The organism is Streptomyces sp. NPDC044002 (assembly GCF_056434525.1).
Window position 1 is genome coordinate 22142 of the sequence record NZ_JBWKEZ010000070.1, and the last position, 16195, is coordinate 38336.

At 71.8% G+C, this 16195-nt stretch carries 13 protein-coding genes; 6 read left to right on the top strand and 7 right to left on the bottom strand.

Annotated features, from left to right (window positions below; all coding sequences use genetic code 11):
• Window positions 1-207 precede the first annotated feature (207 nt).
• Entirely contained in the window at window positions 208-2493 is a 2286-nt protein-coding gene (locus tag AC07A6_RS34610) for a transglycosylase domain-containing protein (protein WP_362466953.1), read from the top strand.
• A gap of 270 nt (window positions 2494-2763) precedes the next feature.
• Here the strand turns inward: AC07A6_RS34610 and AC07A6_RS34615 are convergent, their stop codons facing one another.
• From AC07A6_RS34615 to AC07A6_RS34625, 3 genes are all read right to left on the bottom strand, one after another.
• Window positions 2764-4902, bottom strand: coding sequence for a SpoIIE family protein phosphatase (locus AC07A6_RS34615; protein WP_478779756.1), 2139 nt, complete (start codon window positions 4900-4902; stop codon window positions 2764-2766).
• Between the two features lie 251 nt (window positions 4903-5153).
• Window positions 5154-5876, bottom strand: a complete 723-nt coding sequence (gene fomD / locus AC07A6_RS34620; protein ID WP_362466951.1) for a cytidylyl-2-hydroxypropylphosphonate hydrolase — start codon at window positions 5874-5876, stop codon at window positions 5154-5156.
• A 103-nt stretch (window positions 5877-5979) separates the two neighbouring features.
• Window positions 5980-7383 (bottom strand): class II fumarate hydratase, encoded by a 1404-nt coding sequence (locus tag AC07A6_RS34625; RefSeq protein ID WP_362466950.1) that lies wholly within the window; start codon window positions 7381-7383, stop codon window positions 5980-5982.
• A 107-nt stretch (window positions 7384-7490) separates the two neighbouring features.
• Between AC07A6_RS34625 and AC07A6_RS34630 the strand changes: the two genes are divergently transcribed.
• Complete coding sequence (locus AC07A6_RS34630; RefSeq protein ID WP_478779757.1) at window positions 7491-9020, top strand: ricin-type beta-trefoil lectin domain protein; 1530 nt, start codon at window positions 7491-7493, stop codon at window positions 9018-9020.
• 67 nt (window positions 9021-9087) lie between these two features.
• On the opposite strand, the gene AC07A6_RS34635 is transcribed toward AC07A6_RS34630, so the two are convergent.
• Window positions 9088-9867, bottom strand: a complete 780-nt coding sequence (locus AC07A6_RS34635) for a glycerophosphodiester phosphodiesterase (protein ID WP_478779758.1) — start codon at window positions 9865-9867, stop codon at window positions 9088-9090.
• Window positions 9868-9920: 53 nt separating this feature from the next.
• On the opposite strand from AC07A6_RS34635, the gene AC07A6_RS34640 reads away from it, so the two are divergent.
• Window positions 9921-10325 (top strand): hypothetical protein, encoded by a 405-nt coding sequence (locus AC07A6_RS34640; RefSeq protein WP_478779759.1) that lies wholly within the window; start codon window positions 9921-9923, stop codon window positions 10323-10325.
• A gap of 12 nt (window positions 10326-10337) precedes the next feature.
• Here AC07A6_RS34640 and AC07A6_RS34645 read toward each other — a convergent pair whose 3' ends face one another.
• Window positions 10338-10943, bottom strand: coding sequence for a hypothetical protein (locus AC07A6_RS34645; RefSeq protein WP_362466946.1), 606 nt, complete (start codon window positions 10941-10943; stop codon window positions 10338-10340).
• 144 nt (window positions 10944-11087) lie between these two features.
• A complete protein-coding gene (locus AC07A6_RS34650; RefSeq protein WP_362466945.1) occupies window positions 11088-12752 on the bottom strand; it encodes a fumarate hydratase in 1665 nt (554 codons plus the stop codon).
• A gap of 150 nt (window positions 12753-12902) precedes the next feature.
• On the opposite strand from AC07A6_RS34650, the gene AC07A6_RS34655 reads away from it, so the two are divergent.
• Window positions 12903-13589 carry a DUF1707 SHOCT-like domain-containing protein gene (locus AC07A6_RS34655; RefSeq protein ID WP_478779760.1) on the top strand — a complete coding sequence of 229 codons (687 nt, stop codon included), beginning with the start codon at window positions 12903-12905 and terminating at the stop codon, window positions 13587-13589.
• 131 nt (window positions 13590-13720) lie between these two features.
• On the top strand, window positions 13721-14122 hold the full coding sequence (locus AC07A6_RS34660) for a WhiB family transcriptional regulator (RefSeq protein ID WP_386274951.1): 402 nt from the start codon (window positions 13721-13723) through the stop codon (window positions 14120-14122).
• A gap of 108 nt (window positions 14123-14230) precedes the next feature.
• Here the strand turns inward: AC07A6_RS34660 and glpX are convergent, their stop codons facing one another.
• A complete protein-coding gene (gene glpX / locus AC07A6_RS34665; protein WP_362466944.1) occupies window positions 14231-15262 on the bottom strand; it encodes a class II fructose-bisphosphatase in 1032 nt (343 codons plus the stop codon).
• Between the two features lie 183 nt (window positions 15263-15445).
• Here glpX and AC07A6_RS34670 point away from each other — a divergent pair, with 183 nt between their 5' ends.
• A complete protein-coding gene (locus AC07A6_RS34670) occupies window positions 15446-15973 on the top strand; it encodes a DUF4245 domain-containing protein (protein ID WP_427715092.1) in 528 nt (175 codons plus the stop codon).
• Window positions 15974-16195 lie beyond the last annotated feature (222 nt).

Here is a 16195-nt window from a genome sequence, read left to right on the forward strand (position 1 = left end):
CGACCGTTCCGCTCTATCAAAGTGATATCACTTTTTGCGGACACCGCAACCCTTCCGGCATCGTGGGCGTCGGTTCCATCGGAGTGGGTGCTGATTCTCACGTCCGAATTGACCGGTATTGATCTGGGTTGATCAACCTTTGTCACAGCCTGCGGTGTTAGTTTTCTGAGCTGACGTCGGGGGGGTAAATCGAGCGGAGCGGGAGCGATGGGCCGAGCAGATGCGCGACGGGCGCAGCAGCAACGCGGTGCGCGGAATGCGCCGAGCGGGCGCGCCGGCGGGCGCCCGGGCAAGGCGGCGAAGAAGCGCAGTGGCATACGCCGCTTCCTCAACTGGAAGACGCTGCTGGGGACTTTCCTCGGCGGCATCCTCCTCCTGGTGATCGCGGGCATAGCCCTCTACTTCTCCGTGGACGAGCCGACCGACCCGAACAAGACCGCGACGCTCCAGAGCAACACGTACAAGTACGCCGACGGTTCGATCATGGCCCGCACCGGCGACATGAACCGTGAGATCGTCCCGATCGACAAGGTCCCCGAGGACGTCCGCTTCGCGTTCATCGCGATCGAGAACAAGACCTTCTACCAGGACCGCGGCGTCGACGTCATGGGCGTCTTCCGCGGCCTGGTCAACACGGTCCGCGGCAAGGGCACGGCCGGCGGTTCGACGATCACCCAGCAGTACGTCAAGAACTACTACCTGACCCAGGACCAGTCGCCGACGCGCAAGCTGCGCGAGCTGATCATCTCGCTCAAGGTCGACCAGCGGATGGAGAAGCCCGACATCCTCGCCGGTTACCTGAACACCAACTTCTACGGCCGCAACGCGTACGGCATCCAGGCCGCCGCCCAGGCCTACTACGGCGTCGACTCCGACAAGCTGACCCTGGAGCAGGGCGCGTACCTCGCCGCCGTCATCCAGGCCCCCAGCCAGTACGACTGGGCGACCGCCGGCCCCAACGGCAAGCGCCTCGTGATGATCCGCTTCAACGCCGTCCTCGACAACATGGTCGAGATGGGCAAGCTGGACGAGGCCAAGCGCAAGACCCTGAAGTTCCAGGAGCCGATCAAGCCCAAGCCGCGTCCGGGCATGGACGGGCAGAAGGGCTACCTGATCCAGGCCGCCGAGGCCGAGATGAACCGGCAGGGGATCAAGGACGCCGAGATCAACGCCGGCGGCTGGACGATCACCCTCGCCATCGACAAGAAGAAGCAGGCCGCCCTGGAGAAGGCCGTCCAGGACGAGCTGGAGTCCAAGCTCGACCGCAAGGACACCAAGAACCGGCCCCAGGACCAGAGCGTCCAGGCCGGCGCCACCTCCGTCGACGCCAAGACCGGCTACATCGTCGCCATGTACGGCGGCGTGGGTCTGACGGAGAAGGCGGCGAGCAACGCCCTGCGCAGCGACTTCCAGCCGGGCTCGACCTTCAAGCCGATCGTGCTGGCCTCCGCCCTGGAGAACGGGTCGAAGACCCAGGACGGCCGCCCGATCAACCCGAGCACCCTCTACGACGGCACCAGCAAGCGCCCGGTGGTCGGCAGCGACACCGCGTTCGCCCCGCAGAACCAGGACAACGAGAACTACGGCGACCCGATGATCTCGGTCCAGGACGCCACCAACTCGTCCGTGAACTCGGTCTACGCCCAGATGATCGTCGACGCCAAGCCGACGAACGTGAAGAAGACCGCCCTCTCCATGGGCATGACCGACCGCCCGGGCTGGCCGCAGACGAGTCCCGCCATGTCGCTCGGCACGATGAGCGCGAACACCGTCGAGATGGCCGCCGTCTACGCCACCCTCGACAACCACGGCAAGAAGGTCACCCCGAGCATCATCAAGAAGGCCGAGCACAAGGACGGCGAGTTCAAGCCCGTCACCCCCATCGGCTCCCAGGTGCTCACCAGCACCACCGCCGACACCGTGACCAAGGTCCTCACCGGCGTGGTCGAGAACGGCTCCGGCAAGGCCGTCCGCAGCTCCGCCTACGAGGCCGCGGGCAAGACCGGTACCACCGAGTCCAACGTGGCCGCCTGGTTCACCGGCTACACCCCGGAACTGGTCACCGTCGTCGCGATGTTCGGCGAGGACCCCAACACCCACGGCCAGGTCACCCTGACCGGTACCGCCGGCAAGGGCCGCGCGGGCGGCTCCAGCTTCCCCGCGCAGATCTGGCAGGCGTACACGACGGCCGCGCTCAAGGGCCAGACCGCGGGCCAGTTCGACCTGGACGACGCCCGGATGGGCACCCCGGCGCCGTCCCGCGCCCCGTCGCCCTCGGCCACCCCCAGCGGCTCCGCCAGCCCGACGCCGTCCGGCTCCGGCAGCACCCGCCCGACCGGCACCCCGGACCCCTCGGGCAGCTCCGGCAAGCCGACCCCGCCGACCGGCGGCCCGACGACGCCCACCGGCAAGCCGACGCCGACGGGCAAGCCGACCCCGACGAAGGACCCGACACCGCCCGTCTTCCCGCCCAACCCGAACGAACAGCGCTAGGGGGTGTCCGCAAAGTCTCGCCTGCCCCGCGACGCCCGGCACGCGCTCTCGCCGCACCGGGCGAAAGACCGAGTACGTCCAGTACGAGGTCTTCCGCCCGGCACGCCGAGAGCACGCACCTGGGGGCACCTCCCAGCGGTAGCTGGGGGAGCCGCGGGGCCCGCCCTTCGGGCGGACGGCGCCACTTTGCGGACACCCCCTAGGCACACGCGAAGGGGCCCCGCAGCGAATCCGCTGCGGGGCCCCTTCGCGTACCGGCCCTCCCGCCGGTCAGCGACGCTCGTGCGGCCCCGGCAGCGGGAGTTCGAACCAGACCACCTTGCCGCTGCTCAGCCGGGTCGCGCCCCACCGCCGGGCGAGGCGGTTGACCAGGAACAGGCCGCGCCCGCCCTCGTCGGTTTCCCGGGCCCGCCGCTGCCGCGGCAGCTGCGGGGAGTCGTCGCCGACCTCGCAGCGCAGCACGTCCGTGCGCAGCAGGCGCAGCGTCACCGGCCGCTCCGCGTACCGGACGGCGTTGGTGACCACCTCGCTGACGAGCAGCTCCAGCGAGTCGCTCAGCTCCTCCAGCCCCCAGCGGGCCAGCGCGCGCCGGGCGAACCGGCGGGCCCGGCCCGGAGCGGTCTCCTCCGGGTCCAGGAACCAGTACGCCACGTCGCTGGGCGCGATGCCCTCGAAGCGGGCCGCGAGCAGCGCGATGTCGTCGTCCCGGTCGCCCGGGCCCAGCATGTCCAGCACGTCGTCGCAGAGGGCCTCCAGCGGCGGCGAGTGGTCCAGCCCGGTCAGCTGCGCGGTCGTCGCGAGGCGCTCGCGCAGCTGCTCGATGCCCGTCCACACGTCCCGCAGCCGGGACTCCACCAGCCCGTCCGTGTACAGCAGCAGGGTGGCCCCGGCCGGGGCGTCCAGCTCCACGGCCTCGAAGTCCACGCCGCCGACCCCGATGGGGGCGCCCGGCGGCACGCGCAGCACCTCGGCGCGGCCGCCCAGGTGCAGCAGCACCGGCGGCGGGTGGCCGGCGTTGGCGATGGTGATGCGGTGCGAGACCGGGTCGTAGACCGCGTACAGGCAGGTGGCCATGCGGTCGGAGCCCAGCCGCTGGGCCTGCTCGTCCAGGTGGTGCAGCACCTCGGCCGGCGGCAGGTCCAGCTGGGCCAGGGTCTGCGCGGTGGTGCGCAGCTGGCCCATGATCGCCGCGGAGGTCATGGAGTGGCCCATCACGTCGCCGACGACCAGCGCGACCCGGCTGCCCGGCAGCGGTATGGCGTCGTACCAGTCGCCGCCCACCCGGGCGGTCTCGGCGGCGGGCAGGTAGCGGGAGGCGAGGCGGACCCCGGTGGGCTGGGGGAGGCCGTCGGGCAGCATGGTGCGCTGGAGCTCGTCGGCGATGTAGGCCTCGCGCCCGTAGAGCACGGCCTTGTCGATGCCGAGCGCGGTGTGCGTGGCCAGCTGCGCGGCCACCAGCAGGTCGTTGGTCTCGAACGCGTCCCGGTCCGGGGTGCGCAGGAACACCGCCGCGCCGATCACCCGCCGGCGGCCCCGCAGCGGGGCCAGGATGGCCCGCTGGCCGCGCGGGACGGGATGGTCTGCGCCCAGCAGCTCCGGGAGCGCGTCCTTGGCCCCGGCGGCCGACCCGAAGACCGGCCGGACGCCGCGCAGCACCTCGGCGAGGGCCCCGCCGGGGCGGATCTCGCACAGCTCGGCCGCGGGCAGGTCACCCTGCGGGCCGACCAGCGGCAGCTGGCTGAAGTCGAGTTCGCCGGCGGCCCCCGCGGCCCCGGCGCCCCCGTCGGCGTCGGTCAGGTCGTCGATCGGCCGGAGCCGGTCGGTGCGGCGCAGCCTTAAAACGACCGGGCCGACGGGCCGCTCGTCGCCGACGGGCAGCGGGTCGCGCAGGTAGACGAGGATGGCGTCGGAGAACGTCGGCACGGTGGCCCGGCACAGGCCGAGCACGATCTCGTCGAGGTCGATGCCGCGCGCGATCCGGCGCGTGGCGGCGCCGACGAAGCGCAGCCGGTCGCCCTCGCGGCGGGCCACCCCGGCCTCTCCGAAGCCGGGGCCGGTGCCGGCTCCGGATCCGGCACCCGCGCCGGAGCCCGGGAGCGGGACGGCCCGTACGGCCGTCGCGGCGGCCGCGTCGGCGGCCGGTTCGCCGGGTGCCCCGTCGGCCGGGGTGCGCCGGCCCGCGTTGCGCGCGGCCTCGCCGTCGCGGCCGCGCGCCGCGGCCGGGCCGGTGTCCGCGGGGCCGTGCCCGGAGCCCTCGCCGGTGGTGCCGCGCGGGCGCGGGAAGTCGGCATGCGTGCGTACGGCCTCGGCGGCCGCGATGGGGGCCTTGCCGTGGCCGAGCTCGTCCGTACCTCCGCCGGAGGCGACGGTGGGCTGCGGGCCCTCCTGGGAGGTGGGGTACTCCGTCACGCGTGGAATTCCGTCCGTTTGCGCTCGATGTGCGCTGCACTCAACTCGGTCAGTCGCGGTATACCCGCTCAGCGGCGGGGGCACCATCACCCCCGGGTACCGCGTCCCGCTCGTTACCTTTCGCTCGCGTCGACCTCCGGTCAAGTCCCGGTCGCCGCAGGTCATTTACGGATGCGGGACCGGTGGGGCCCCTCGTGCACGACCTGCGGAGGACGATCCTACGGTTGACCCCCGGGGGCGCATCAAGGGTCTCATGAGGTCATATGCGCCGGGGTGCGGTCCCAGTCCTCGGGCAGAACCGGAACTCCCCAGGCCGGATCGGGCCTCCAGTCCTGCCATCCGTCGCAGAACGGAGCCCCCCAGGCCTTGACGACCTCGACCGCGGAGCGCCCCGCGTCCACCACCCGGCGCGCCTGGTCCTGGTCCATCAGCCCGATGCGCTGGGCCTGCGCGAACTCGTCCTCGTCCAGCCACTTCCAGCTGCGGTCCGGGTAGACCGCGATGTCGAGGAAGTGGTCCACGGAGTCGACCCCGCCGGCCCACCGGGTGCGGGGCTCCTCCAGGTTGACGTACCAGTTCCGCAGGGTCCAGTCGTCGTCCCAGAACAGCCAGACCGACCAAGGCTGCCCGGGCCGGGCCAGCTTCAGCACGCCGCCGCCGAACCAGCGCGAGCGCGCGGTGGTGCGCGGCGCGGTGTAGCGGGTGGCGAGCGGCTCCCGGTGCACCGGACTGCCGTCGGCCAGCACCGGCTTGACGCATTCGGTGCCGGGCGCCATCCACACGGCGAGCAGCTCGTCGGTGTCGCGCACCACCGTCACCGGGCGGGCGATGTGGAACGGGCCGGCCGGCCCCGGGGCGTGCTCGCGGTAGCGCCAGAGGATCTGCTCCCCGGGCGCCCAGTGCCGCTCCGACGCCGCACCACCCGCGGCGGGCAGTGCCGCGCCGCCCCCGGACCCCCCGTACGTACCTGTCATGCGCAGATCTTAGGGCTGTGGTCCCGCGAGATGCTGCGGTGCAGGTCACGGAGGGGGGCGGGGACGGTAAACGACCGGATTCGGCCCATGTCCGGAACCGATTTCAGGGCCGGGTCATCCGCAGTACGTCGAGCGCCTCGTCCAGCTGCGCCAGGGTGAGCGCGCCCCGGTCGACGTAGCCGGACTCCAGCACGACCTCCCTGATCGTCTTCCGCTCCGCGAGCGCCCGCTTGGCCACCTTGGCGGCCTCCTCGTAGCCGATGTACCGGTTGAGCGGGGTCACCACCGAGGGCGAGGACTCGGCGTACTCCCTGGCCCGCTCGGAGTTGGCGGTGATCCCGTCCACGGTCCGGTCGGCCAGCAGCCGGCTCCCGTTGCCCAGCAGGCGGATCGATTCGAGCAGGTTCCGGGCCATCACCGGGAGCATCACATTGAGCTCGAAGTTGCCGGCGGCGCCCGCCACGGCGACCGTCGCGTCGTTCCCCATCACCTGCGCGGCGATCATCAACAGGGCCTCGGGGACGACCGGATTGACCTTCCCCGGCATGATCGAGGACCCCGGCTGGAGGTCCGGCAGATTGATTTCGGCCAATCCGGTGCGCGGGCCGGAGGACATCCAGCGCAGGTCGTTGCAGATCTTGGTGAGCGAGACGGCGATCGTACGGAGCACCCCCGAGGTCTCCACCAGCGCGTCCCGCGCCCCCTGGGCCTCGAAGTGGTCGCGCGCCTCGGTCAGCGGCAGCCCCGTCGCGTCCGCCACCTCGGCGATCACGGCCGCCGAGAAGCCGGCCGGGGTGTTGATGCCGGTGCCCACCGCCGTGCCGCCCAGCGGCAGTTCGGCCAGCCTCGGCAGGGCGGCCCGCAGCCGGTCGACGCCGTAGCGGACCTGGGCGGCGTACCCGCCGAACTCCTGGCCCAGGGTGACCGGGGTGGCGTCCATCAGGTGCGTGCGCCCGGCCTTGACCACCTCGGCGAACTCGGCCGCCTTGCGCTCCAGGGCGGCGGCGAGGTGCTCCAGGGCGGGGATCAGCTCGCGGGAGACGGCGGCGGTGGCGGCGATGTGGATCGACGAGGGGAAGACGTCGTTGGAGCTCTGCGAGGCGTTGACGTGGTCGTTGGGGTGGACCTCGCGCCCGAGCCGCTCGGTGGCCAGGGTCGCGATCACCTCGTTGGTGTTCATGTTGGACGAGGTCCCGGACCCGGTCTGGAACACGTCGACGGGGAAGTGCTCGTCCCAGCGCCCCTCGGCGACCTCGGCGGCGGCCGACCGGATCGCCTGCGCGACGTCCTCGTCCACCACCCCCAGCTCGGCGTTGACCAGGGCGGCGGCGGCCTTGATCCGGGCGAGGGCCTCGATGTGGGCGCGCTCGATGCGCTGCCCGGAGAGCGGGAAGTTCTCCACCGCGCGCTGGGTCTGGGCGCGCCACTTGGCGTGCGCGGGGACGCGCACCTCGCCCATGGAGTCGTGCTCGGTCCGGAACTCCTGCGGCTGCTGATCGTCAGTCATCTTTGTAGCCTCCTCAGAAACTTGAGCAATTGTCTTGTTCGAACTGTTCCCATCTCCCCTACCGGCCAGTAAATACCGGGGGTAACACCAATACCGGGGAGGCGTTCATGGCACGTGCCCGCACGAAACCCACGCTCAGATGTACCTTCGCCGCCCTCGCGGCGTTCGCGGCCGCCCTCGGGGGCGTCACCGCCATCACCCCCATGGCCCAGGCCGCACCCGCCGCATCCGGCTCGATCGCACCCCTGCCGCCGGAACTGGAGGCCGTACGCGCCGCCGAGGCCGTCAAGATCTACGGGGACCCGGCCGTCCGCCCGCTCGCCGAACGCAAGACCGGCCTCATCTCGCTCGGCGACAGCGAGATCTCCGGCGAGGGCGTCGGCAACTACGACCCCGCCACCAACACCTCGTCCAACCAGTGCCACCGCTCGCCCGACGCGGCCATCCACCGCACCGGCATCCCCGCCGACCTCACCTTCAACGTCGCCTGCTCCGGCGGCTACACGGGCAACATCCGCATCGGCGGCAGCAAGCAGTACGCCGACGAACTCGTGCAGAGCGACAGCCTCGCCATCAAGGCCCGCAACACGAGGATCAAGATGGTGCTGCTGGTCGCAGGAGCCAACGACGACCTCCAGTTCGGCCCCGTCATGACCGACTGCGTCACCCGCTGGGTGCTCAGCCAGGGCACCTGCGAACCCAAGTACGGCCCCGGCTGGCAGGGCCGCGTCGACGGCCTCAAGCCCAAGGTCGAGGCCACCGTCGCCGACCTCAAGACCGTCATGCGCGACGCCGGCTACGCCGACACCGACTACAAGCTCGTCGTCATGGGATACCCGAGCCCCATCGGCCCCGACTTCAACGACAACCCGAACTTCCCCGGCAAGCTCCCCGGCGGCTGCGCCGGCTACGACTCCGACGCCGCCTGGGGCCGCAACTACGCCGTGCCCACCTTCGAGAAGGGCATGCGCGCCGCCGCCCTCGCCTCGGGCGCGGTCTACCTCGACAACTCGCGGCTCTTCCACGGCCACGAGGTCTGCATGGAGGACACCTGGGCCCGCGGCCTCTACCTCGACCTCGGGGACCACTTCCCCTGGGACGAGAACACCGCCCGACAGTCCTTCCACCCCAACTACCGCGGCCACGGCGCCTTCGCGTCCTGCCTCACCCAGCTCTACGACTCCGGCCTGCGCGAGGCCTCCTGCGCCGACCCGGCGAGCACCGGCACCCCCGTCCTCCAGGCCGGCGCCTGGGACTCCCTCTACAAGCCGGTCAGGAACGAGGCCACCGGCAACTGCCTCGACTCCTTCGGCGGCTCCAGCGCCAACGAGACCAAGGTGGTCGGCTGGGACTGCCACGGCGGCCGCAACCAGGGCTGGTGGTACGACTCCGCGAAGAAGTCCCTCCACGTCGAGCTCACCCACGACCGCTGCCTCGACGCCCCGGGCGCCAACTACGGCGCCGGCACCGGGATGATCCTCTACAACTGCCACGGCGGCGCCAACCAGCAGTTCGTCCGCGACGGCGCCACCCTGCGCCCCGCAGCCGCCCCCGGCATGTGCCTCACCGTCGCCGCCGCCCACGAGCAGCTGCGCCTCCAGCCCTGCAACGGCTCCGCGAACCAGCGCTTCGCGTAGCCCCGATCCCCGTACCGCCACGCACCCCCCACACCCGGCCGGACCCTCCCGGCCGGGTGTTCCCACGTCAGCGGGTTGCGAGGAGGCCCTCCAGCTGCTCCCGCACCTGCCGGGGCCGGTTGGTGATGATCGTCTCCACCCCGAGCCGCACGCACAGCTCCACGTCCTCGGGCTCGTCCACGGTCCACACCCGCACCCGCAGCCCCTTCGCCCGCAGCCGCCCCACCAGCCCCGGATCCCTGCGCACCAGGTCGATCCCGGGACCCGCGTGCCCCGTGAACGGCGGCCGCGGCGGCCGCACGGCCCGCTCGATCAGGTACACGGTCGGCAGCCCCGGCGCCAGCCGGTGCAGCCGGGTCAGCGCGCTCCGGGAGAAGCTCATCACCTCGACGCGGCCGTCCGCGCCGTCGGCCAGCCCGTACTCCTTCAGCACCCGGACGAGCTCGGTCTCCAGCCGCCCGCCGGCCCGGGTGGGGTGCTTGGTCTCCACGGCCAGCCCGACGGGCCGGTCCGCGGCGAGGGCCTCCCGCAGCAGGTCCTCGAAGAGCAGCACCCGGGCCCCGGTGTGCTCCTCTCCCTTCCACCGCCCGAAGTCGAGCGCGGCGAGCTGCGCGTACGTCATCTCGGAGACCACCCCCCGCCCGTCGGAGGTCCGCTCCACCCGCCGGTCGTGCACGCACACCAGCTTCCGGTCGGCGGTGAGCCGTACGTCGCACTCGAGCGCGTCGGCCCCGTCGGCGATGGCCTGCCGGTAGGCGGCCATGGTGTGCTCGGGGTGCTCGTGGGAGGCCCCGCGGTGGGCGACCACGTGAATGGCGCGGGGGGAGGGGAGGGGCAGCTGCGTCATGTCCCAGACGTTATCCGGATGCGGTCGACGCCCCGGCACCGCATGCTGCCCGCATGGCTGAACAGCAGATGGACGGGTACATGCACTGTGGACCGTGCCCGAGCTGCCGTTTCGAGGCGTGGCAGCGCGTGGTGGACGGCCGGCTGCGCTGGGAGGAATCCCAGCACTGCGCCGAATCCGGCACTCAGGCGTGCGGCGGCGGCTGGGGCCCGCCACCGCCCTGGGTCCGCGAGCGGATCGTCGCCGAGGAGGGCACGGTCCGCCTGGCCGTGGGCGGCCCGGACGGCCTGCCGCTGAAGGCCGTACGCGCGCTGTACGGCCTGACGCTCCCGGAGCTGCGGGAGGCGCGGGAGCACGGCATCGAGGCCACCCCCGTCGAGGCCGGTCTTCTGGCGGAGCGGGCCGCGGCCGCGGAGCCCGGGCGGGCGGACTCCAGCCCCTTCAGGGGGCACCTCTGAGGGTCCCGCCCGTTACGGCGCCGGGATCGGGGCCAGCGGGGCCGGGGTGACCTTGAAGCCGTTCTTCGTGACCTCCGTGAACGGCGCGGGGGCCATGCAGGTGCCCACCGAGCCCTGCGTCACCGTGCCGTCCGGCTTCACGTCGACGTTGGCGACGCCCCAGGAGAAGCCGACGCGGTCCGGCTCGCCGCGCTGGCCGTCCTGGATGCTGATGCCGATCCGCTTGCCGTCCCAGCCCATGTTCGAGCTCTTGACGATGGCCGTCAGGGTGGCGGTCTTCCCACCCGTGACCAGGCAGTCGACCTCCGCCTCGGCGGTGCCGGTGAAGCCGGTCTCCTTGAACAGGTGGGAGATCGTCACCCGGCCCCGCGCGTCCGTCGGCAGGCCCTTCTCCAGGCCCGGGATGTTCGGGTACGGCTTGGTCCACGGGACCGACTCGGCGTCGACCGTGAAGCGGATGTCGTCCTTGGGGGAGTACGGGAAGAAGATCGCGCCGCCCCCGTGCACCGAGGCGGTCTTCGGCGCGACCGGTGCCGCCGGGGCCGGGGACGCCAGGGCCACGGCCGCGAGCAGGGCGGCGGTTCCGGCGAGGGCGAGGGCGCGGGTACGGGGCTTCATGGTGAACTCCCTTTTCGGGTAGGCCGTTCGGGTTACGGGAACAGCCTCGCCGGGAGCAGGTGCCCCTGCCATCTGCCGAAGGGCGGAGACGGGCGAGGGCCCCTCCCCCGAACGGGGGAGGGGCCCTCAGCCGTGCGCCACGGGCTACAGACCCGGGCCGCGCACCGGGATGTGGGTGAACGTCGGCTCGGGCGCCGGGTTCTGGAAGAAGTCGTTGCCCTTGTCGTCGACGACGATGAAGGCCGGGAAGTCCTCGACCTCGATCTTCCAGACCGCCTCCATGCCGAGCTCCTCGTACTCCAGGACCTCGACCTTCTTGATGCAGTCCTGCGCCAGGCGCGCCGCCGGGCCGCCGATCGAGCCGAGGTAGAAGCCGCCGTGCGCGCCGCACGCGTCCGTCACCTGCTGCGAGCGGTTGCCCTTGGCCAGCATGACCTTGGAGCCGCCCGCCGCCTGGAACTGCTCGACGTAGCTGTCCATGCGGCCGGCCGTGGTCGGGCCGAAGGAGCCGGAGGCGTAGCCCTCGGGGGTCTTCGCGGGGCCGGCGTAGTACACCGGGTGGTCCTTGAGGTACTGCGGCATGCCCTCGCCCGCGTCCAGCCGCTCCTTGATCTTGGCGTGCGCGATGTCGCGGGCCACGACCAGGGGTCCGGTGAGGGACAGGCGGGTCTTGACCGGGTGCTTGGTCAGGGTCGCCAGGATCTCGTCCATCGGCCGGTTCAGGTCGATGGAGACCACGTCCGAGGACTCGTCCAGGTGGGAGTCCGTGGTGTCGGGCAGGAAGCGCGCCGGGTCCGTCTCCAGCTGCTCCAGGAAGACGCCCTCGGCGGTGATCTTCGCGACCGCCTGGCGGTCCGCGGAGCAGGACACGGCGATGGCGACCGGCAGGGACGCGCCGTGGCGGGGAAGGCGGACGACGCGGACGTCGTGGCAGAAGTACTTGCCGCCGAACTGGGCGCCGATGCCGATCTTCTGGGTCAGCTCGAAGACCTGCTGCTCCAGGGCCTCGTCGCGGAAGCCGTGGCCCAGGGCCGAGCCCTCGCGCGGCAGCTCGTCCAGGTAGTGCGCGGAGGCGTACTTCGCGGTCTTGAGCGCGTGCTCGGCGGAGGTGCCGCCGACCACGATCGCCAGGTGGTACGGCGGGCAGGCCGCCGTGCCGAGCGAGCGGATCTTCTCCTCCAGGAACTTCATCATGGAGGCCTCGTTGAGGACCGCCTTCGTCTCCTGGTAGAGGAAGGACTTGTTGGCGGAGCCGCCGCCCTTGGCCATGAAGAGGAACTTGTACGCGCCGCCGTCGGTCGCGTACAGCTCGATCTGCGCGGGCAGGTTCGAGCCGGTGTTCTTCTCCTCCCACATGGTCAGCGGGGCCATCTGCGAGTAGCGCAGGTTCAGCTTGGTGTAGGCGTCGTAGATGCCGCGCGAGAGGGCTTCCTCGTCGCCGCCCTGGGTGAGGACGTTCTGGCCGCGCTTGCCCATGACGATCGCCGTGCCCGTGTCCTGGCACATGGGCAGGACGCCGGCCGCCGCGATGTTCGCGTTCTTCAGGAGGTCGAGCGCGACGAACTTGTCGTTCGAGCTGGCCTCCGGGTCGTCGATGATCCGGCGGAGCTGCGCGAGGTGCGCGGGGCGCAGGAAGTGCTGGATGTCGTGGATGGCCTCCGCGGCGAGCTTGCGCAGCGCCTCGGGCTCGACCTTGAGGAACGTACGGCCGTCGGCCTCGAACGTCGAGACGCCCTCCGAGGTCACCAGCCGGTAGGGGGTGGTGTCCTCGCCCAGGGGCAGCAGGTCGGTGTACGCGAACTCCGGCATTTGGGTAGCCATTCCTCACTCGGCAGACAGCGCTGGCGACCAATTGGCAGCGCGGACATCAAGCGTAGGACCTCTCGCGCCGGCTGTGTCTGTGAGGTAAGGCTCACCCAGCAGTATCGCGATCTATCGTGTCTCGCTATGCTGGGCGGCGTGGACATGGAAAAGCACACCGCCGCCCCTGACCCCGCGCCCGGCGGCGTGGCCGCCGGACCCTCCGGGCTGCGCGCCTCCGACGCCGACCGGGACCGGATCGCGCAGATCCTCTCCGACGCCCTCGCGGAGGGCCGGCTGACCTCCGAGGAGCACTCCGAGCGCCTGGACACCCTGTACGCGGTCAAGACGGTCGGGGAGCTGGACCTGCTGGTGCGCGACCTCCCCGCGGACACGGGCGGCCACCGCCCGGCCGCTCCCGCCGCGGCCCCCGCAACCACGGCCGCGGCCGCCGGCGGGCCCGTCGAGACGGTCGTCGCGGTGTGCAGCAGCTCCGCCCGCAAGGGCCGCTGGCGCCCCGGCGCCCGCACGCGTGCGGTATCGGTCATGGGCGACATCACCATCGACCTCACCGAGGCCGTCTTCGAGCAGCAGGTCACCGAGATCACCGTGACCAGCGTCCTCGGCAACGTCGAGGTCCTGGTCCCCGAGAACGTCACCCTGCGCGGCTACGGCAGCGGCGTCCTCGGCAACTTCGAAGTGCGCGGCGAGGGCGTCGCCGCCGACCCGCAGGCCCCCGTCGTGATCGTCCGCGGCTTCGCCCTGCTCGGCAACATCGAGGCCCGTCCCAAGCGCGGATCCCGCCTCGTCGACCTGGCCGCGAAGCTGCGCAGGCAACCGGACTGAACCCGACCGCCCGGCGGCCGGTTTCGGACGAACCAGGTCGCCCCGGTGGCACACGGTGCATAGCGGCACGCGCAGCGGGTAGGGACTGGTGCATCGTCTCTCGCTCGCGTATACGTCGTCAGGAGTAGACCGTGCCGCATCCGCCGCATCAGTCCCTGCAGGCAGCCGCCGTCCAGAGCCTTCCGACGCGCCCGGCAGCCGTGCCGAAGCCGCGGGTTCCGGCCAGGGAAGAGGACGGCCCATGGCACGCCGAGGCCGTCTGCCGCAGGGATGAGGCGGGGCTGTTCTTCGCGCCGTCCAAGGAGCCGACCGCGGCCCGGCTGGCCCGCGAGGAGGCCGCCAAAAGGGTCTGCGCCCGCTGTCCGGTGATGGTCGCCTGCCGCGAGCACGCCCTGCTCCAGCCGGAGCCGTACGGGGTCTGGGGCGGGCTCACCGCCGCCGAGCGCCGGGTGGTGCTGGGGCGCAGGCGGCGCCGGGCCGCCGAGCTGCTCCCCGGCGCGGCCGCGCCCGGACCGGTCGCCGCGGCGGGCTGACCGGCGCGGGCCGTGGACGCACCGGCCGTGGACGTACCGGAACACCGAAGGGGCGGCCCCCCGCACAGGGGCCGCCCCTTCGTCGTGCCGTTGCCGGCCGGACCGCTCCTACCGGGCGCGGTCGAAGTCGACGTCGCTGTAGGCGCGCAGCTTCGACAGGCGGTGCGTGGAGTCGATCTGCCGGATCGTGCCCGACTTCGAGCGCATGACCAGCGAGGACGTGGTCGCGGTCTCCGAGCGGTAGTGGACGCCGCGCAGCAGCTCGCCGTCCGTGATGCCGGTGGCGACGAAGAAGACGTTCTCGCCGGACACCAGGTCGTTCGTGGTCAGGACCCGGTCCAGGTCGTGGCCCGCGTCGATGGCCTTCTGGCGCTCGGCCTCGTCCTTGGGCCACAGCTTGCCCTGGATGGTGCCGCCGAGGCACTTTATGGCGCAGGCCGAGATGATGCCCTCGGGGGTGCCGCCGATGCCCATCAGCAGGTCGACGCCGGTGCCCTCGCGGACGGCCATGACCGAGCCGGCGACGTCGCCGTCGGAGATGAACTTGATCCGGGCGCCGGTCTCGCGGATCTCCTTGACGATGCCCTCGTGGCGGGGACGGTCCAGGATGACGACCGTGACGTCCTCGGGGGCGATGCTCTTGGCCTTGGCGACGCGGCGGATGTTCACCGAGACGGGGGCGTTGATGTCGACGAAGTCGGCGGCCTCGGGGCCGGTGACCAGCTTGTCCATGTAGAAGACCGCGGACGGGTCGAACATGGTGCCGCGGTCGGCGGCGGCCAGGACGGCGATGGCGTTGGGCATGCCCTTGGCGTTGAGCGTGGTGCCGTCGATCGGGTCGACGGCGATGTCGACCTCGGCACCGGTGCCGTCGCCGACGCGCTCGCCGTTGAAGAGCATCGGGGCTTCGTCCTTCTCGCCCTCGCCGATGACGACGACGCCGTTCATCGAGACGGTGGAGATCAGGGTGCGCATGGCGTTGACCGCGGCGCCGTCGGCGCCGAGCTTGTCCCCGCGGCCGACCCACCGGCCCGCGGCGAGGGCCGCGGCCTCGGTGACCCGTACGAGTTCCAGGGCGAGGTTGCGGTCAGGCGAGTCGGGAGCGACTTCGAGCTGGGGCGGCAGGTTGTGCTCGGTCATCGGAGCGCACCTTTCTGTACGACGACGGCCGGGATGTGAGGGTGCTGGAACTCTATCGGTTCATCGACATATTGAGCAGACCGGGTCACGTATGAGCGGCATATCGGTCATGACGTATGGCTGAGCGGACACCCCGGCCGCTGATCGCCCGCGGCGATGCGGGACGATGGTGCGGTGGCAGGTATGAAAGGCAAGCAGACGGTCTGGGACATGGTCCGGTCGCTGGCGGTGATCGGCGTGGTCGTGGCGGGCATCTACATATTCATCCCCCATGACGAGGACGCCGACCCGACGCGCACGGTGGACTACCGCGTGGAGACCATCACGGCCCGGCGTGCCGCGCCGTACCCCGTGGCGGCCCCGGTGGGCCTTCCGGAGCAGTGGCGGGCGACCTCGGTGACCTTCGAACGCAAGAACGCGAACGCCTGGCACCTGGGCTTCCAGGACCCGGACAAGCAGTACGTGGCGGTGGAGCAGTCCACCGACGCCTCCGCCAAGAACGTGGCCAAGCTCACGCAGCAGGCGAAGGCCACCGGCCAGACCCAGCAGGTCGGCGACCGGGCGTGGGAGCGCTGGGACGGCGAGAAGTACGACGCGCTCGTCCGGCAGGAGCAGGGCTACGTGACCGTGGTGACGGGCACGGCCGGCTTCGAGGGGCTCGGCGCGATGGCCGCGGCGCTGGAGTTCAAGCAGGGGCCGCAGGCTCCGTAGCCCGTAGCCCGTAGCCCGTAGCCCGTAGCCCGTAGCCCGTAGCCGGTGGGCCGCGCCGCGCGAGCGGGGCGGCGTACGGCCGTGAGGAACGACGAGAGAGGCCGCCCGCCCCGGATCCCGGGGGGGGGGGGGTTCCCCCTCGTGTCCCCTCCCCCCGCCTTCCCTTCCCTCTCCGCTCTTCCACACCACGACCACAACACACTCCCTGAGAGAAAAAGAGAC